17 protein-coding genes and 2 pseudogenes are annotated in these 19,757 nt (G+C 36.0%); 6 read left to right on the top strand and 13 right to left on the bottom strand.

The annotated features are described in order from the left end of the window. Positions 1-230: 230 nt before the first annotated feature. Genes DV434_RS03000 through xylF form a run of 3 tightly spaced genes read right to left on the bottom strand, consistent with a single transcriptional unit; the run spans position 231 to position 3,922 of the window. Positions 231-1,358, bottom strand: a complete 1,128-nt coding sequence (locus DV434_RS03000) for a sugar ABC transporter permease (RefSeq protein WP_118785270.1) — start codon at positions 1,356-1,358, stop codon at positions 231-233. A 3-nt stretch (positions 1,359-1,361) separates the two neighbouring features. Then, positions 1,362-2,873: a D-xylose ABC transporter ATP-binding protein gene (xylG, locus tag DV434_RS02995; protein WP_114908298.1), complete on the bottom strand. Its 1,512-nt coding sequence runs from the start codon at positions 2,871-2,873 to the stop codon at positions 1,362-1,364. A gap of 50 nt (positions 2,874-2,923) precedes the next feature. Further along, complete coding sequence (gene xylF / locus DV434_RS02990) at positions 2,924-3,922, bottom strand: D-xylose ABC transporter substrate-binding protein (RefSeq protein WP_118785269.1); 999 nt, start codon at positions 3,920-3,922, stop codon at positions 2,924-2,926. Between the two features lie 233 nt (positions 3,923-4,155). Here xylF and xylA point away from each other — a divergent pair, with 233 nt between their 5' ends. After that, entirely contained in the window at positions 4,156-5,475 is a 1,320-nt protein-coding gene (xylA, locus tag DV434_RS02985; RefSeq protein ID WP_118785268.1) for a xylose isomerase, read from the top strand. Positions 5,476-5,531: 56 nt separating this feature from the next. After that, positions 5,532-7,013, top strand: coding sequence for a xylulokinase (xylB, locus tag DV434_RS02980; RefSeq protein WP_192881474.1), 1,482 nt, complete (start codon positions 5,532-5,534; stop codon positions 7,011-7,013). Between the two features lie 50 nt (positions 7,014-7,063). Here xylB and rfaD read toward each other — a convergent pair whose 3' ends face one another. From rfaD to rbsK, 5 genes are all read right to left on the bottom strand, one after another. Continuing rightward, positions 7,064-7,990 (bottom strand): ADP-glyceromanno-heptose 6-epimerase, encoded by a 927-nt coding sequence (gene rfaD, locus DV434_RS02975; protein WP_005632797.1) that lies wholly within the window; start codon positions 7,988-7,990, stop codon positions 7,064-7,066. A 52-nt stretch (positions 7,991-8,042) separates the two neighbouring features. Then, positions 8,043-8,546, bottom strand: coding sequence for a protein disulfide oxidoreductase (locus tag DV434_RS02970; protein ID WP_118785266.1), 504 nt, complete (start codon positions 8,544-8,546; stop codon positions 8,043-8,045). 127 nt (positions 8,547-8,673) lie between these two features. Beyond that, positions 8,674-9,693 (bottom strand): aldose 1-epimerase family protein, encoded by a 1,020-nt coding sequence (locus tag DV434_RS02965; protein WP_118785265.1) that lies wholly within the window; start codon positions 9,691-9,693, stop codon positions 8,674-8,676. Further along, complete coding sequence (gene fucP / locus DV434_RS02960; protein WP_118785264.1) at positions 9,693-10,988, bottom strand: L-fucose:H+ symporter permease; 1,296 nt, start codon at positions 10,986-10,988, stop codon at positions 9,693-9,695. The genes DV434_RS02965 and fucP overlap by 1 nt, the downstream gene beginning before the upstream one ends. Positions 10,989-10,998: 10 nt before the next feature. Beyond that, positions 10,999-11,916 carry a ribokinase gene (gene rbsK, locus DV434_RS02955; RefSeq protein WP_118785263.1) on the bottom strand — a complete coding sequence of 306 codons (918 nt, stop codon included), beginning with the start codon at positions 11,914-11,916 and terminating at the stop codon, positions 10,999-11,001. 154 nt (positions 11,917-12,070) lie between these two features. Here rbsK and deoR point away from each other — a divergent pair, with 154 nt between their 5' ends. Both deoR and deoC read left to right on the top strand, forming a co-directional pair. After that, the gene (gene deoR, locus DV434_RS02950; RefSeq protein WP_118785262.1) at positions 12,071-12,814 is read left to right on the top strand and encodes a DNA-binding transcriptional repressor DeoR; all 744 of its coding nucleotides are present in this window, start codon (positions 12,071-12,073) and stop codon (positions 12,812-12,814) included. Positions 12,815-12,839: 25 nt separating this feature from the next. Further along, positions 12,840-13,511, top strand: a complete 672-nt coding sequence (deoC, locus tag DV434_RS02945; RefSeq protein ID WP_118785261.1) for a deoxyribose-phosphate aldolase — start codon at positions 12,840-12,842, stop codon at positions 13,509-13,511. A gap of 33 nt (positions 13,512-13,544) precedes the next feature. On the opposite strand, the gene DV434_RS02940 is transcribed toward deoC, so the two are convergent. After that, on the bottom strand, positions 13,545-15,074 hold the full coding sequence (locus DV434_RS02940; protein WP_118785260.1) for a YifB family Mg chelatase-like AAA ATPase: 1,530 nt from the start codon (positions 15,072-15,074) through the stop codon (positions 13,545-13,547). A 114-nt stretch (positions 15,075-15,188) separates the two neighbouring features. Further along, positions 15,189-15,806, bottom strand: coding sequence for a ribosome biogenesis GTP-binding protein YihA/YsxC (gene yihA / locus DV434_RS02935; RefSeq protein ID WP_118785259.1), 618 nt, complete (start codon positions 15,804-15,806; stop codon positions 15,189-15,191). A gap of 103 nt (positions 15,807-15,909) precedes the next feature. Between yihA and DV434_RS02930 the strand changes: the two genes are divergently transcribed. Beyond that, entirely contained in the window at positions 15,910-16,776 is an 867-nt protein-coding gene (locus DV434_RS02930; protein WP_118785258.1) for a VirK/YbjX family protein, read from the top strand. A 123-nt stretch (positions 16,777-16,899) separates the two neighbouring features. Further along, entirely contained in the window at positions 16,900-17,853 is a 954-nt protein-coding gene (gene tal, locus DV434_RS02925; protein WP_118785257.1) for a transaldolase, read from the top strand. Between the two features lie 87 nt (positions 17,854-17,940). Here tal and aspA read toward each other — a convergent pair whose 3' ends face one another. The 3 genes and pseudogenes from aspA to DV434_RS02915 all read right to left on the bottom strand — a co-directional run. Beyond that, the gene (gene aspA, locus DV434_RS02920) at positions 17,941-19,359 is read right to left on the bottom strand and encodes an aspartate ammonia-lyase (RefSeq protein ID WP_118811453.1); all 1,419 of its coding nucleotides are present in this window, start codon (positions 19,357-19,359) and stop codon (positions 17,941-17,943) included. Between the two features lie 155 nt (positions 19,360-19,514). Beyond that, positions 19,515-19,601: pseudogene (locus DV434_RS11100) on the bottom strand (urease accessory protein UreD); the annotation flags it as partial. A gap of 40 nt (positions 19,602-19,641) precedes the next feature. Next, a pseudogene (locus DV434_RS02915) lies at positions 19,642-19,725 on the bottom strand (urease subunit gamma); the annotation flags it as partial. Positions 19,726-19,757: the final 32 nt, after the last annotated feature.

Below are 19,757 nucleotides of genomic sequence, written 5' to 3'. Positions count from 1 at the left end.
AAGAATTAAAATTACTAAAACTACTTTATCTATTACGTTTTTTCACAACTGTGATCTAGTCCACAATTGTAAATAATCACTATAAAAAATTAAATAATGTAACGGATAAGAACTTGTTTTTTTTCATAAAAAGATGAAAAATTTCATCATCTAGAAAGCAGTATGTTAGGTAACCATTTCTATAAAATTAAAAAACCGCCATTTTATAAATGACGGTTTTAAATTAATAATTACATCTTTTTCTTATTACTAGTATCTATCCATACAGCAAGTAACAAAATGCCACCTTTGACAATATATTGCCAAAAAGTTGGCACATCAAGCATACTCATACCATTATCAAGCGATGCGATGATAAGTGCGCCAATAACGACCCCAAACACACTTCCTACACCACCAGCTAAGCTTGCCCCTCCAATGACACAAGCTGCAATCGCATCTAGTTCTGCATTTTGCCCAGCAGATGGTGAACCTGCACCTAAACGAGCACTTAAAATCAACCCTGCTATTGCAACTAACACACCATTCATTGCAAATATAATCAGTTTTGTTTTCTCTACATTGATACCAGATAATTTTGCCGCATCAATATTGCCTCCAATCGCATAAACGTGGCGACCGAATGAAGTTTTACGAGAGAGGAATAACCCTAAGATTGCAAGAACTGACAGTACTAAAACAGGAAATGGAATGCCACGATAATCATTAAGTAAATAAATTGCTCCTAATACAATTACTGCAAACAAAGCATATTTCGTAAAATCTTTTGATAATGCAGACACTTCCAGCTGAAGCTGCTGGCGACTTCTACGTTGATAATTTCCCCAAAGAACAAATCCAATAACTGCAATACCACCTAAGATAACCCCTGCAATATCTGATAAATAACCTTGCCCAATAACTGTCATAGTTCCACTAATAGGAGATACAGTTGTGCCATTAGTCAAACCAATCAAAATTCCACGGAATGCGAGATAACCTGCAAGTGTAACAATGAAGGATGGCACTTTACGATAAGCCACCCACCAACCATTCCAAATACCAAAAATTAAACCAAGAGCAATTGTTGCAATAATAGTTACAGGTAATGGGAAGCCCCACCAAACATCGGCAATAGCTGCAAATCCGCCCAGTAGGCCCATAAGTGAACCAACAGATAAGTCAATTTCAGCAGAAATAATGACAAAAACCATTCCAATTGCAAGAATGCCAGTAATTGAAGTTTGGCGTAACAAGTTAGAAATATTTCTTGCACTTAAATAAGCGCCATCAGTAGCAACACTAAAGAATGCCATAATGACTGCAATAGCTATTAACATAATGTAAACTTGTAAATTTACGGATTTTAACTTAAACATAGATTACTCCTTAAGTGCTGTTTCCATAACTTGTTCTTGAGTAAGAGCAGTATTGATAAGACTAGCTTTAAGTTTACCTTGGTGCATAACAAGAACTCTATCACTAATGCCTAAAACTTCTGGTAGTTCTGATGAAATGACAATAATAGCAATCCCCTCTTGTGCTAATTGGTTAATTAACTTATAAATTTCATATTTCGCACCAACATCAATTCCTCTTGTTGGTTCATCTAAAATCAGTATTTTAGGATTTAACAATAAACATTTGGCTAGGATCGCTTTCTGTTGATTACCGCCACTAAGTCGTCCTATTGGCAAATCTGGTGAAAAAGTTTTTACCTTTAGTCGTTTGATGGCTGAGCCAATTATTTGCTCTTCTTTTGCTTCATTAACTACCATTTTTCCGAAACAATAAGATTTCAAAGAAGAAAGCGTAATGTTTTTGCCAACTCCCATAATAGAAACAATGCCGTGTTTCTTCCGATCTTCAGGAACCATCACAATTTTATGTTCAATCGCTTGGGCACAATTTTTGATATTTACTTGTTTTTGATTGATAAAAATATTTCCTTCAAACTTACCTTCATAAGACCCAAATAAGCATTGCACCATGTCTGTACGACCTGAACCAACTAAACCTGCAACACCTAAAATTTCCCCCTCATGAAGACCAAAACTTACGTTATCAACACGCTTAATATGTGTATTGATTGGATGCCAAGCAGAGAGATTTTCTACTCGTAAAATTTCATCTTTGATTTCATGAGGTTCATGTGGATAAAGTGAGGTAATTTCCCGACCTACCATCATGGTGATAATGTCATCTTGTGTCATTGTTGAAGCGTCTTTCGTACCAACATGTTCACCATCACGAATGACGCAAATTTTGTCAGAGATCGCCTTAACTTCATTGAGTTTATGGGAAATATAGATACAAGCGATATTGTGTGCTTTAAGATCCTTAATAAGATTTAACAAAATTTCCGTTTCTTTTTCGGTAAGTGAAGCCGTTGGTTCATCTAAGATAAGAAGTCTTACTTGTTTATTCAAAGCCTTAGCTATTTCAACTAATTGCTGTTGCCCTAAACCTAATTCTCCTACTCGTGTATTGGGATCGACATCTAATTGCACCTGCTGTAATAAATTTTTGCAACGTAAGTACATTTCATTATCTGCTGTCAAACCTTTATGAGTTATTTCGTTACCCAAAAAAATATTCTCCAATACAGACATATTCTTTACGAGAGTAAGTTCTTGATGAATAATTGAAATGCCTTTTTCTTCAGTATCTCTAATATTCCTTGCTTTTAGTTCACTTTCTGAAAAGTAAATATCACCGCTGTAATCTCCACAAGGATAAATACCGCAAAGTATTTTCATTAATGTAGATTTTCCAGATCCATTTTCACCACATAAAGATAAAATTTCCCCCGCTTCTAATTCAATAGATATATTATGAAGTGCGGTCACATCACCAAATTTTTTTGTGATATGTTTCATTTCCAACAATGCCATATCGTAACTCCCTAAGAGGTAAGGGAAGAGTTATCTCTTCCCTCTTAAAGTTAGTGATAAATGCTTTCCTTAGTATGAAAACCATCTTTAATTACAGTTTCATTAATATTACGTTTATCAACAGCGATAGGATCAAGTAAATACGCAGGAACATTTTTTAAGCCATTATTCAGTTCTGCATTAGCTTCTACTTTTTCATTCTTACCTAATTCAACCGCAATTTCTGCCGCTTTATTTGCAAGTTTCGTAATTGGTTTATAAACAGTCATAGTTTGCGAGCCATTGACAATACGTTTAATTGCAGCTAAATCTGCATCTTGCCCAGAAATTGCGACTTTCCCAGATAAGCCTTGTGCGCTAAGGGCCTGAATCGCACCTCCAGCAGTAGCATCGTTAGATGCAACAACAGCATCCACATTATTTTTATTAGCTGTTAATGCGTTTTCCATAATTTGTAACGCTTTTTCAGCTAACCAAGAATCAACCCATTGATCTCCTACAACCTTAATTTTCCCACTGGCAATTAAAGGATCTAATACTTTCATTTGCCCTTTTCTAAATAATTTCGCATTATTATCTACAGGAGATCCCCCCATTAAAAAATAATTACCTTCTGGTTTTACAGCCACAATACTTTTAGCTTGTAGTTCACCTACTTTTTCATTATCAAAGGAAACATAAAAATCTAAATCTGCATTATTGATTAAACGGTCATACGCTAATACTTTTATTCCTTCCTTTTTAGCTTCAGAAATAACGTTACTTAATACTTCACCGTTATGAGGAATAATTACTAATACATCAATATTTTTATTGATCATATTTTCGATTTGAGAAATTTGTGCTGAATCATCACCATTCGCAGATTGGACAAATACTTTTGCACCCATTGATTCTGCTTTGTTTACGAAAATATCTCGATCTTTTTGCCATCTTTCTAAACGTAAATCATCAATGGATAAACCAATTTTAAGATCTTTGGAATGGGCAGAACTACTAAATACAGTTAATGCACCAACAAGGGTAAGTAAAGCTGATTTGATTTTCATATTGATACCTCAATAGTTAAGTGAAGGACTAGTTATTGCTCCAGTTGTTAGTTTTCACACTTTAAAAAAGGCTTTCAATTATAAAATCTTTCTCCATTATTACGTTTTTTCACAACTGTGATCCACTCCACAGTTGCAAATAATCAACATAGAAAAATTAAATAACATAATTGATGAAAAGCTAGTTTTTCACAAAAATACGAAAAATTTCATCACCTAGAGAGGAAAATGTTATGACAACCTATTTCGATAAAATTGAAAAAATCTCCTTTGAGGGAGAAAAATCCACAAATCCTTTTGCTTTCAAACATTATGATGCTAATCAAGTAATTTTAGGTAAAACTATGGCTGAACATTTGCGCTTAGCTGTGTGTTATTGGCATACCTTTTGTTGGAATGGGAATGATATGTTTGGGCTAGGTTCTTTGGAACGAAGTTGGCAGAAAAATCCAAATTTGCTTGCTGGCGCAGAACAAAAAGCCGATATTGCTTTTGAGTTTTTGAATAAGTTAGGCGTGCCTTATTATTGTTTTCATGATATCGATATTGCACCTGAAGGTAATTCAGTGCAGGAATATGTACAAAATTTTCATCATATTGTTGATATTTTAGAACGCAAACAAGTAGAAACGGGTGTAAAACTCTTATGGGGAACTGCAAATTGTTTTACTAATCCTCGTTATATGTCTGGTGCAGCAACCAATCCTAATCCTGAGGTTTTTGCTTGGGCTGCAACACAAGTGTTTAATGCGATGAATGCCACTCAACGTTTAGGTGGAGAAAATTACGTATTATGGGGTGGACGTGAGGGATATGAAACTTTATTGAATACCGATTTGAAACGTGAACGTGAACAAATTGGTCGTTTTATGCAAATGGTGGTAGAACATAAGCATAAAATTGGGTTTAAAGGTACATTATTAATTGAGCCAAAACCGCAAGAACCAACTAAACATCAATATGATTATGATGTGGCAACAGTGTATGGTTTCCTAAAACAATTTGGTTTAGAAAAAGAAATTAAAGTTAATATTGAAGCTAACCACGCGACGCTTGCTGGCCATACCTTTCAACATGAAATTGCAACAGCTTGTGCATTAGATATTTTTGGCTCAATTGACGCTAATCGTGGCGATCCACAATTAGGCTGGGATACCGACCAATTCCCAAATAGTGTTGAAGAAAACACGCTAGTTATGTATGAAATTTTAAAACATGGTGGTTTTACTACTGGAGGTTTTAATTTTGATGCGAAAATTCGCCGACAAAGTATTGATCCTTATGATTTATTTTACGCTCATATCGGTGCAATTGATGTATTGGCATTATCCTTAAAACGTGCAGCAAAAATGTTACAAGAGGAAACCTTACAAAAAATTGTTAATGAACGCTATGCAGGTTGGAATAGTGAACTTGGCCAGCATATTTTGCAAGGTAAAACTTCACTTGAAACACTTGCGCAACTTGTCCAACAAAAAGATTTAGCGCCAAAACCAGTTTCAGGTCAGCAAGAATATTTGGAAAATTTGGTAAACCAAGTTATTTATAGCTAAAAATGAAGCAAAAGTGCGGTTGTATTCCACCGCACTTTTTTATTTTAGGAGACATTATGTATATAGGAATTGATTGTGGCACACAAGGAACAAAGGCGATAGTGCTTGATTCTGTCCAAAAAAAAGTGATTGGAGTTGGCTACGCAAAACATGAATTAATTACACAATCCAATGGAAGACGTGAACAACAACCAAATTGGTGGATTGAGGCATTACAACAAGCATTACAAATTGCATTGAAACAAGCAAAAAATTCACCGCACTTTTCACCTAATTTAGTGAAGGGAATAGGCATTTCAGGACAACAACATGGACTGGTAATGTTAGATAAAAACGATCGTCCTCTATATAAGGCTAAGCTTTGGTGTGATACAGAAACCGCTACGGAAAATGATATACTGATCGAAAAATTAGGCGGACAAACGGCCGCATTTGAAAAATTAGGTATCATTTGCCAAACTGGTTACACGGCTTCAAAACTGAGTTGGTTTCGTCAAAATTATCCTGATAAATTTGCCAATATTCGCAAAATTATGCTGCCACACGATTACCTAAATTATTGGCTAACAGGAAAATTCTGCACTGAATTTGGTGATGCTTCCGGTAGTGGTTATTTCGATGTTGTGAAAAGAGAATGGAAAAGAGAAGTCTTCAAATATCTTGCGCCAGAATTAAATATGGATGAAGTGTTACCTAAATTACTTTCTGCCGAACAAAAAATCGGTGTGATTAAACCCGAAATTGCGACTTTATTTGGTTTTAATGATAATGTCATCGTCTCCACGGGTGGAGGCGATAATATGATGGGAGCAATTGGTACAGGAAATATTCGAGAAGGGATTGCTACGATGAGTCTCGGTACTTCTGGTACCTTGTATGCTTATACGCAAAAGCCATTACTTAATTTACCACCAATGATCGCAAATTTTTGTTCAAGTAATAATGGCTGGTTACCACTAGTTTGTGTGATGAATATAACCTCCTCAAATAAACAGCTAATGAATTTGCTAAATATTGATATTGAAGAATTAAATCAACTTGCTCAACAAGCACCTATCGGCGCGAATGGCATCACTATTTTACCATTCTTTAATGGTGAAAGAGTTCCACCTTTACCCAATACAAAAGCAAGCATTTTAGGATTAGATTCAAGTAATTTCACACGAGAAAATCTTTGTCGAGCAATGATGGAAAGTGCCACTTTTACGCTTCGCTATGGCTTAGATTTATTTCATCAAGCTGGTCTCGAAACCTCACAAATTCGCCTAATTGGAGGTGGCGCGAAAAGCTCATTTTGGCGGCAAATGGTTGCTGATGTGATGAATTCCGAAGTGGTATGTTTGCAGGAAGAAGAAGCTGCTGCATTAGGAGGAGCAATTCAAGCTATGTGGGCAAATGGAGAAGGAGAACTTGAATTTTTATGCGACACCTTCATTCACTTAGATGAAAACTCCAAAACTTATCCTAACTTATCACAGGTGAAAAATTATCAAAGTGCTTACGAGCGTTATTTAAAACATTTATCACAATTATACTAAATAAAATCCCCTATACCGAGAGTCTATAGGGGATTTACTACATTAATAATTTATTTTCTATTCAACCACGCCATATATTCAGTCACGCCTTCCGCGACTGTTTTGAATGGTTTATCGTAGCCTGTTGAACGAAGTTTAGTTAAATCTGCTTGCGTATATTCTTGATAGCGAGATTTCAAATGCTCTGGGAATGGAATGGTTTCAATCTCGCCTTTTCCGTGGAATTTCACTACTGCATCAGCCACTGCACGGAAACTTTCTGCATTTCCTGTACCAAGGTTGTAAATACCCGAAATACCATTTTGCCAACACCAAATATTCACTGCCGCCACATCGCCCACATAAACAAAATCACGGCGGAAGTGCTCGCTGCCTGCAAATAATTTTGGATTTTCACCTTTTAAGATTTGGTTATTCAAGTGGAATGCTACACTCGCCATAGAACCTTTATGATTTTCACGCGGCCCGTAAACATTGAAATAACGGAAACCACATACTGGCGATTTTGCTTCTGGCAAAATGTTGCGCACATATTGGTCGAACAAGAATTTAGAATAACCATACACATTTAATGGGCCTTCGAATTCACGTTCTTCACGGAATACTTTGGTATCACCATAAGTTGCTGCGCTTGAGGCATAGAAAAAAGGAATTTCGCGGTCAAGGCAATAATGTAACAACTCTTTAGAATATTCGTAGTTGTTGTGCATAATGTATTTGCCATCCCATTCCGTAGTCGCAGAACATGCCCCCTCGTGGAATACCGCATCAATATCACCAAATTCATCGCCTGCAATAATAGAAGCAATGAAATCTTCTTTATCACAATAATCTGCGATGTCTAAATCAACTAAATTTGCGAATTTTGTGCCATCTTTTAAGTTATCCACCACTAAAATATCTTTGCGCCCTAAATCATTTAATGCTTTGACAATATTGCTACCAATAAAACCAGCGCCGCCTGTTACGATAATCATAATTCTGTCCTCTTTAAAATAAGTCTGCGTATTGTAATAGATTTTCTACCGCTTAGCCAAAAAACTCTGCGAAAAACAACCGCACTTTTAACCCCCAATAACTCGTGAGGCCTGTCGTAACAAGATCCATTTTACCTTTACTCAATAGCACAATTGTAGGCGTCACATTAATTTGCCATCGTCCTGCAAATTCCCCTTTAGGATCGTTAACCGTAGTGAAGTGGTAGTCATTTTTACTTAAATAATCATTTACGTCCGCCTCATTACCTGAACGTAATGCCACCGATACAACTTGATACCCTTCTTTCGCTAAAGAATTAATTGCCGGCGAAGTATAGCGACAATAACCACACCAAGTTCCCCAAAAATAAAGCAACGTCGCTTTATTTTGATCAAGACTTTCAAGAGAGAACGTATTCCCTTGAAGATCTTGTAACGTGATTTTATTTATTTCCTCTGGCACCACAGGACGACGAACAAAATCCAGTATGCTACTTACAATAATCAATGAAACTAATAATAAAATAGCATTTTTTAATAAAATCTTTAATTTCATAATAGAGCTTTATAATGAATAGGTTATTAAACAGTAACAAAATAATATATAAATTGCTCAAATTTTAGAAATAGTCAATCTATAAATTAAATGCCCCTATTATAAAAATAGGAGCATTAACTTAATATTAGAAATTATCAATCCCTGTTGTTACACAAAATGTCCTTGTTTCTTTTGGTTTTAACATTATTAAACTACCAGCTTCTTTCGCTGCTAAAAAACCTTCTGGTCTACAAGTTGCAGGTAATACAAATGCGCCGACCTGTTGATCCTCATTAAATAAAATCCAGCGCGTTGCATAGTTAAAATCTTTAGAAGAAAACTTAGTTACGTAAGTATAACCATTAGGCGACTCCATTCTATACTCTAAGTGTTCTTGATATTTACTAAGATTATCCATAAAAAACACTATTTCAGGATCATACATAACATCATTATCTAACTTACACAGTTGATATTTTCCTTCTTTAATCATTTCATTAAATTCTATCCACTTTTGAGTTGGCTTAACATGGGCAGGTATCGTTTCTCTTAAACTAATTGCTGAATCTGGAATATTTTGACTAAGAACAGAACCATGCTCATAACAATAATTCATATGACACATATATTGTAATGGCATATCGACACTGGCTAAATTTGTTACGTTCATTTGAATATCAAATAAAGAATTGTTTGAATAAAGTGTAACAGCTGGTCTTGCAAGATAGTGTTCACCAAATCCCTTAACATATTCTACTTCACCTGTCAGAGTCACTGAATTGTCATCAATAACCAACCAAGCCTTATTAATAATAGAACAAGGCATCTCCCCATGTAAGACATGATCATCCTGTGGCCCAGGACATCCATTCCTAATAAGCCCAGAATGGAAAGCAAAACATCCATAGGTATCAACAATTGAATTACCAAACTTGGGCTCAGAAAACATATTTTTCATCTTTAATGAATGATTATTGAATTCAACATCCCAAATAATTTGACCATAAAAAGGTAATACAACAATAAATCCTTTTTGGTTAGAAATTTTAATTGCCTCAATACCTGATTCATACTTAAAACTAAGTACTGTAAATTCATCATTGCAAAGCAACACTCTTTCTGTTTGAGAAAAAGACTCCTTAAATAGATATAATTCAGTTTTCATTATTTTTCTCCTTTTCCTAATTTCATTTTATCCCAGAAGTAATAGCCAACATAAACAAAGCAAAACATAGGAACAATAAATGCTACTTGTAAAGAACCTAAAGTATCAGAAACATATCCGTGGATAGCAGGAATCACCGCTGCACCAATAATAGACATAACTACTACAGCACCAGCAACCTCTCTATGCTCTTGAGCAACAGTTCCTAATACAGAGGCATAAATCGTTGCCCAACATGGTCCAAACAAAACACTTGCAAAAATTGCGGCATAAACAGCCGAAAAATCATGTACAAATGAAGTATAAGCAAGAGTCAATACACCCAAAATAGAATATAAAAATAATACACTATCAGATTTAAACTTCGTCATTAAAAAATTTGCGATAAATTTCCCAATAAAAAAACCAATAAAACTATATATCATGAAATTTGATGCTTCTCTTTCATTAATATTACTTAAATTTAATGCTAGACGTATTGTAAAAGACCATACTGCAACCTGCATTCCTACATATAGAAATTGAGCAACAATACCTTTTTTAAATTGTGTATTTTTATATAAATATTTAAATGTCTCCAAAAATCTAATATTAGTTCTATTCCCTTCACTTTCAGCCTTACATTTAGGAAACTTTGTTAATAAAAATAACAAAGTAACAGCAATTAAAACAAAAATAAGATACTTATAAGGCTGCAATGTATGCTCAAGCAAAGATAATTTAAATTCATGAGCTTGCTCAGGAGTCATTGATAGTAATTGCTCCTTCAAGCTCACCCCATCCTGAAAAATCAAATACTTACCTAATAAAATACCAGAAATTGCCCCTATAGGATAAAAAGTTTGACTAATATTTAATCTCAAAGTCGCATAATCTTTATGTCCAATCATTGAACTATAAGTATTTGCAGAGGTTTCAAGAAAACTCAAACCTATTGCAATTGAAAATATTGCAGCTAAAAACATCGTATATGTCGCCATATGAGAAGCCGGATAAAACATTGAACATCCAACAATATACAAGGTTAAGCCTATTAAAATAGCTACCTTATAACTACTTTTCTTAATTACTAACGAAGCGGGAATAGCAATCAAAAAGTACCCACCATAAAAGGCACTTTGAACTAACGCACTGGCAAAATCACTTAATGTAAATACACTCTTAAATTGGGTAATAAGAATGTCATTTAAACTTGCTGCAGCCCCCCATAAAGGAAACAAACAAGATAACAATATAAATTGAAATATAGGTGTACGATCTAAATATCCATCAGGCATTTGCAGTATTTCTTTCATAACGTCCTCCTTATAATTTACTCATAAAATTATCGAATTGTGTCTTATCTGGATAAGATACTTGAGTTCCCTGCCCTGTAACACTATAGGCTGAAAAAGCTGAAGCCATATTTAAAGATTTCAAAATATCATGCGTTTTAACAAGGTAATGAGCAAAACATCCTATAAAGGCATCACCAGCTCCACTTGTATCAATAGCATTAACTCTGTAAGGAGAGATATGATGAATATCTTTACCATCTAACCATACGGCCCCTTTTTCACCTAAGGTAACAATTAAATTTTTTAAACCATTTGAAATCAATAAATTAGCCGCAACAAGAATCTCTTCTAAGTTAGAAACAGGCAAACCTGTAAGAATTTCCAGCTCAGTCTCGTTAGGCATAAAGAAATCACACTTACAAACATAATTAATATCTAAATTTGGAACTGCGGGGGCTGGATTTAATATAACTGGAATATTATTCTTAGCACCAAAATCAATCGCGTAATACACTACAGATAATGGAATCTCTAATTGTAAAATAATAAGCTTACATTTTTTGATTGCATCAGCTGCATGCTCTATATCTTCTATTGATAAGTTATTATTAGCCCCCTTAATAATAAGAATACTATTTTGAGATGATTTATCGACAAATATTGGCGCAACTCCACTAGATACTCCTTTAACTGCGACTACGTAATCAGTATTAATACCATATCGCTGAAAATTCTTTAGTGTATTTTCAGCGAACAAGTCATCACCAACTTTTGTTAACATCATAACATCAGATCCTAATTTAGCAGCTGCTACCGCTTGATTCGCACCCTTTCCTCCACACCCAATACTAAATCTTGGGGCCTCTAAAGTTTCTCCTAACTTAGGCATTCGATCTATATACGTAATAAGATCAACCATATTTGAACCAATAACAGCAATATCCATACAACCTCCATTTCAAATGTTAATAAAATAACAACAACCACTTTTAAAAAGTATAATACGGATAAAATGTTAAAAAAGTGACAAAGATCACAGTTCTAGAAAAAATTTTTATGATATTATTAGCAACAGCAAAGTTACAACCTGTAAGGTTATTATGGAAAAAAAAAATAACACCAGAATAAAAAGTCTAGAATTTGTATTAAAGACAATGAGCTCTATAAAATTAAAAGACGCTGCAAACATACTAAATGTATCAGAAATGACTTTAAGAAGAGATTTAAGTATAGAAGGATGCCCTTTGACCTTATTAGGGGGACATATAGTAAAAGCTCCTCACGTCCATCAAGAAAACAACTATTTTATTTTTGAACAAGAAACAAAAAATTTAAAAGAAAAAATGGCTATTGGTAAAATTGCAGCACAACTTATTGAAAACGGTGATGTAATTTTCTTTGATTGCGGTTCAACTATTCCATTTATTGCCTCACAGATAAATGACGATATAGAATTTACTGCAATTTGCTGTTCATTAAACACATTTACTATTTTGCAAGAAAAAAGTAACTGTGAAGTGATACTAACAGGTGGTACTTACTCAAGCCACAACTCATTTTTCACTCCCATAAATAACTCAATTATTGAAAACATATTAACAACGAAGGCATTTATTTCTGCAGCTGGTGTCAGCGATCGATATGGTGTAAGTTGCTTTGACCATAATGAAGCAATAGTAAAAAAAATGGCAATGAAAAAAAGTAGAAAAAATATATTGGTATTTGATCATATGAAAATAGGTCAAGTTAGAAAAGCATATATTAATGATCTAAATAAATTCGATCTGCTTATATGTGATAAAGAATTACCTCAAAACTTTATACTCAAAAAGAATTTTCAATAAAACATAACCAAACAAGGAGAAAAATATGAATAGTAATAAACTTGCTCAATATATTGATCACACTGCACTGACTGCAGAAAAAAATGAACAAGATATTTTGACACTCTGTAATGAAGCGATTGAACACGGATTTTATTCTGTATGTATCAATTCTGGTTATATTCCACTCGCTAAAGAAAAACTTGCTGGCTCAAATGTAAAAATTTGTACCGTAGTTGGCTTCCCTTTGGGGGCAAATTTAACCTCTGTAAAAGCATTTGAAACACAAGAATCTATTAAAGCGGGAGCAAATGAGATTGATATGGTGATTAATGTAGGTTGGATAAAATCGCAAAAATGGGATGTAGTAAAACAAGATATTCAAGCGGTATTTAATGCTTGTGATGGTACGCCATTAAAAGTGATTTTAGAAACTTGTTTGCTCACTAAAGATGAAATAGTGAAAGCCTGCGAAATTTGTAAAGAAATCGGTGTGGCTTTTGTTAAAACATCAACTGGTTTCAACAAAGGCGGTGCGACTGTGGAAGATGTTGCATTGATGAAACAAACAGTCGGCAATATTGGTGTTAAAGCATCAGGTGGCGTGCGTGATACTGAAACGGCACTTGCAATGATTAAAGTAGGTGCAACTCGCATTGGTGCAAGTGCGGGCATTGCAATTATTAGCGGTACGCAAGATACCCAAAGCACTTACTAATCCTTTCACGCGTGGTATTCTTTCCACGCGTTTTTACATATTCGACAATTTCTGCAACAAACGATCCATTGCTCGATAGCCCAAGGCCTCCGCTAAGTGCGGTTGAGAAATTTGTTGTTCTCCTTGTAGATCGGCAATGGTTCGAGAAACTTTCAAAATACGATGATAAGCCCGTACAGAAAGCCCAAGCTTATTCAGCGCATTTTCAAGGAAAAAGGCATCTTTATCACTTAACTTGCAATCACGCTCAATCTCTTTACTGTTCAAATAAGCGTTAATTTTTCCCGCTCTTTCCATTTGAATCTCACGCACTTTTAACACTTTTTCACGTACTTGCTCGCTGGTTTCACCCCGTTCACCCGTATTTTGTAAGCTGCCTTGTGGCAATAAAGGCACTTCAATAGACAAATCAAAACGATCTAAAAATGGCCCTGAAAGTCGATTCAAATAACGCATAATTTGCTGGGGTGAAGTGCGGTTATGTGTCCCAGTATAATGCCCTGTCGGACTTGGATTCATCGCTGCCACTAATTGAAAACGAGCTGGAAATTGGATTTTGGCATTAGCACGAGAAATAATAATCTCACCACTTTCCAAAGGCTGACGTAGTGCATCCAATACTTTTCGTTCAAACTCTGGAAGTTCATCAAGAAAAAGTACGCCATTTGTTGCTAAGGATATTTCACCAGGTTTTGGGATCGTTCCGCCTCCAACTAAAGCCGGCATTGATGCACTATGGTGCGGGGCTCGAAAAGGACGTTGTTTCCAATTATGAAAATTTAACTCGTTTTGAACTAAACTCGTTACAGATGCCGTTTCTATCGCTTCTAGATCGGTCATTTCAGGTAAAAGCCCAGTCAATCGGCTAGCGAGCATGGTTTTCCCTGTACCCGGTGGGCCAAGAAAGAGCAAATTATGCTGCCCTGCTGCGGCAATGGTTAATGCACGTTTAGCGTGCTGTTGTCCAATAATATCCGTTAAATCTAACGTATTTTTGCCCGAAAAATTTACCGCACTTTCTTTCACAATTTCAGTGGCAAGAGGTAATTTTTCCTGACTGTTGAGAAATTGCACCACGTCTAAAAGGGTTTGCGCAAAATAAGTATTTTGATCAGAAACAAGTGAGGCTTCATTGGCATTTCGCTTTGCGATAATTAACTCTCGCTTTGACTTTTGCGCTGCAAGAATAGCGGGAATTACACCATGTACGCCACGTAATTGCCCCGTCAGCGCAAGCTCAGCCACAAATTCAAATTGCTTTAAGCGGCTCGCATCAAGCTGATCCGATGCGGCTAAAATTCCGATGGCAATAGGCAAATCAAATCGGCCACCCTCTTTCGGTAAATCTGCAGGTGCGAGATTTACGGTAATGCGTTTGGCTGGGTATTTAAATTGTGCATTCATCAACGCACTACGCACCCGATCTTGTGCCTCTTTCACCGTTTTTTCTGGCAAACCAACAAGTGTAAATCCTGGTTTTCCGTTGCTTAAATGCACCTCAATGGTGACTAGCGGTGCTTGCACACCCATAGAAGCACGGCTGTAAACAATTGCAAGGGACATGATAATCCTTAAAGTGCGGTAAAAATAAAGATAGTTTTTGCACTATAAAAAAAGCACATAATGAAATCATTCATTCCTTGCTTTTTTTGCGATCTAGATCGCAAAATTCATATTTTATTCCGCAAAAAGTGGCGAAAACCAAAAATCTAATTTCACCGCCAATTTATCAATACCAATTTTATTTTGTGCAGAAAAGGCTTCTACTTGAATATCGCCTTGGAATGGAAGAATCGCTTCGCGCACCATTTTTACTTGTTTACTACGTGCGCTTTGGCTCAATTTATCGGCTTTAGTAAGCAATAACAGTACCGGTAAATCTGCTGAAACCGCCCATTCAATCATTTGTTGGTCAAGATCCTTAAGCGGATGGCGAATATCCATCAACACAACTAATCCCGCCAAACATTCGCGTTTTTGCAAATATTCGCCTAATGATTTTTGCCATTGGATTTTCATTTGCTCTGGCACGGCAGCATAACCATAGCCCGGTAAATCTACCAATTTACAATTTGGTTCCACTTCAAATAAGTTGATTAGTTGGGTACGCCCGGGCGTCTTTGAGGTGCGAGCTAAACTTTTTTGATTGGTTAATGCATTAAGTGCGGTCGATTTTCCTGCATTTGAACGACCCGCAAACGCAATTTCAATGCCAGTATCTTCAGGAATGGAACGAATATTCGGCGCACTCGTTAAAAAGTGAGTTTTGTGGTAATTAAGTTTAATTTCAGACATAAGGATTCCTTTTAAAATTGCGCTTAGAATAGCATAAATGGAAAATTTCCTGAAATTATGTCAAAATTTACGCCAAGATTATAACCAATTCGTGGCAATCTAGATGAAAACAAAAACAACTTACCAATGGCCTCAATCTAAGAATATTTATCCATATCGACCAGGGCGTTTTGATGCACCAAAACATTGGCGTTATAACTTACGTAGCTTTTTAAATCGTGGTTCAATTCGTCGCTTTGAACAATTTATCAATCAACATCCTTTTCTCGTCGATATTTTTAATACGCACTTAGATTATAGTTATCCCGTTGCTTGTCGTTTTCTGGATAAACGTTTCAATGCATCACAACGTTTTGATGCTGTTTGTGATAACCTTTTATTTTTACCCGAAAAACTTACTGCACTTTCTACGCCGTTATGGGAAAAACCATTAAGTTTTGGCGAAGTCATTCCTGATTTTGAAATGACATTAAGCATGACAACCCATCAACCAATGGAGGGGTATTGGGTATTAGAGCTATGGCATAAACCAAGAAATGAATTAGTCTATTTGCTTACCTTTGCTAAATTGGGCGATGCGCTACTTATTGCTGTTGTACAAGGGCCAAATTTTGAAGGTTCAAAGGAAATGGTGAAACAACTAACCAAATCATGCCACGGTTTGCGCCCAGCCTATTTAATGGTTGAAACCATGAAATCACTCACAAAAATTCTAGGCTACGATAAATTGCTTGGCATTCCGCAAAAATACCAAAATAAATCTCGCTTCATCCAAAGTAAACAATACACCGTAGACTATGATGCAATTTTTGGTGAATCGGGCGGAGAGTTAAAAGATTACTGGGAATTGCCTTTAGAAATGGATAGAAATCTGGATGATATTCCAAGTAAAAAACGTTCCATGTATCGTAAACGCTATGCCATGTTAGATGAAATAACCCTCACCATAAAAGACACCCTCAAGCTTTAAAACAATGGCGCAGTTCAACGCCTGCGCCTATTTTTTCTATCGAAAAATTTTTCCTTTTAAGATTAAATTTATGCTATCGTAACCGACATTATTCATTCCATTTCACTCGAATAGGAGATACAAATGACTACTCAATTAGATTCACTTCGTCAAATGACCGTTGTGGTTGCAGACACTGGCGATATCGACGCGATTAAAAAATATCAACCACAAGATGCGACTACTAACCCATCACTAATTCTAAGCGCATCTGCACTTCTACAATATGCGCCATTAATTGATGAAGCTGTAGCTTATGCAAAAGCTCAAAGCAATGATAAAACACAGCAACTTATTGATGCAGAAGATAAATTAGCGGTAAATATTGGTTTAGAAATTTTAAAAATCGTTCCAGGACGTATTTCTACTGAAGTGGATGCGCGTCTTTCTTACAACACACAAGCAACGGTTGAAAAAGCACGTAAATTAATCGCACTTTATAATGCAGCAGGCATCTCAAATGATCGTATTTTGATTAAAATCGCTTCAACATGGCAAGGTATCCGAGCTGCAGAAATCCTTGAGAAAGAAGGCATTAACTGTAACTTAACCTTATTATTCTCTGAAGCTCAAGCTCGTGCTTGTGCAGAAGCAGGCGTTTACTTAATTTCGCCATTTGTAGGTCGTATTTTAGACTGGTACAAAGCAAACTCCGACAAAAAAGAATATGCGCCAGCAGAAGACCCAGGCGTTATTTCTGTTACCAAAATCTATAATTACTACAAAGAATATGGCTACAACACCGTTGTGATGGGCGCGAGTTTCCGTAATGTAGGCGAAATTACTGAACTTGCAGGTTGCGATCGCTTAACCATTGCACCTGCATTACTGAAAGAATTACAAGAAAATTCAACCGCACTTGTACGCAAACTAGAATACAAAGGCGAAGTAAAAGCGAAACCACAACCATTAACAGAAGCTGAGTTCTACTGGCAACATAATAGCGATGCTATGGCTGTTGAAAAATTAGCAGAGGGTATTCGTAAATTTGCTGTTGACCAAGAAAAATTGGAAACCATGCTTTCAGCAAGACTTTAATCCATCATTCAATATAAAAAATAACCGCACTTTTGAGTAATCAAAGTGCGGTTATTTCTATTCGAGGACTGAATAAATCATTCAGACTTATTTATTTAATTTCGCTTTGTAAGTTGGGTTCATTAAGTTTTCTACAGAAAGAATGTCATCTAATTGCTCTTCTGTTAATAAACCTTTTTCTAACACAACTTCACGTACGCCTTTACCTGTTTGAGCACAGATTTTACCCACTAAGTCGCCGTTGTGGTGACCGATAAATGGATTCAAGTAAGTCACGATACCGATTGAATTAAACACGTAGTTTTCACAAATTTCTTTGTTTACAGTGATGCCATCCACACATTTATCGCGTAAGTTCACACAAGCATTCGTTAAGATATCAATAGATTCAAACATTGCTTGACCAATCACTGGCTCCATTACGTTTAACTGTAATTGACCTGCTTCAGATGCGAAGGTCACAGTGGTATCGTTACCAATTACTTTAAAGCATACTTGGTTCACCACTTCTGGAACAACAGGGTTTACTTTTGCTGGCATGATAGAAGAGCCCGCTTGTAATTCAGGTAAGTTAATTTCTTTCATACCAGCACGTGGACCAGAAGAAAGTAAACGTAAGTCATTACATACTTTAGAAAGTTTTACAGCAGTACGTTTTAATGCACCGTGAACCATGACATAAGCGCCGCAGTCAGATGTTGCTTCAATTAAGTTTTCTGCCGGTACGCAAGCTAATCCTGTTACTTCAGCAAGGTGTTTTACAACTAATTCCGTATAGCCTTGAGGCGTATTTAAACCAGTACCGATTGCAGTCGCACCAAGGTTTACTTCAAGGAGTAAATCTGCTGTACATTTTAAGTTACGCACTTCTTCTTCAAGTAATACGGCGAAAGCTTTGAATTCTTGACCAACAGTCATTGGCACGGCATCTTGCAATTGAGTACGACCCATCTTTAAGATATTCGCAAACTCTTTTGCTTTATTATCAAAACCGTCGTGTAAATATTGAATTTTATCGATTAATTTTAAGATACTGTTATACACTGCAATACGGAAACCAGTAGGATACGCATCATTGGTTGATTGGCTTGCGTTAACGTGATCCATCGGGTTAATCACGTTATATTCGCCTTTTTTATGGCCGATTTTTTCAAGGGCAAGATTAGCAACCACTTCATTGGTATTCATATTGACAGAAGTACCTGCACCACCTTGATATACGTCTGATGGGAATTGATCTAAGCATTTTCCAGTAGTAAGAATTTCATCACAAGCTGCTACAATCGCTTTTGCAATATCACTTGGAATTGCACCTAATTCACCATTGGCTAAAGCCGTTGCTTTTTTCACCATCACCATGCCACGTACAAACTCAGGCACGTCAGAAATGGTTACGTTAGAAATATTGAAATTTTCTACCGCTCTTAATGTATGAATACCCCAGTACGCATCTGCTGGTACATCACGTTCGCCGAGTAAATCTACTTCTTTTCTAAATTGAGTCATTTGAATCACCTTTTCTGGTTAGTTAATTTGACGCCATTATAGAAATTTTAAGGAGAAAAAACTTGACCAAGATCACATTTTCAAGAAATGCTCTCAAGACATATTTTCATTTTTCGGATTAGTTTTTTTAGGGAAAAATAAGTTATCTATCAATCTTACTCAGATTTTAATTGCTCACCAATTTTCTCAAACAGTTTCTGAATTTGCTCTGCCCTATGCCCTAACACTCGCACGGTACAACCTGATTACATCATCAACGGTTAAAAGTGTTGAGCCATACTACATCACTTCAGCCACGCTCATCCCGTCTCTTGCAACCTCTTGTAAATGGCTCGCAATATAAGCAATAGTTTCTGGATAATTTAAGAGGCTAACGTAGATTAGCAAGAGTGCTGTCT

This window comes from Haemophilus haemolyticus (assembly GCF_003493685.1).
In the GTDB taxonomy this organism is placed as follows: Bacteria; Pseudomonadota; Gammaproteobacteria; order Enterobacterales; family Pasteurellaceae; genus Haemophilus; species Haemophilus haemolyticus_O.
This window is presented reverse-complemented; position numbering and strand designations above follow the sequence as displayed.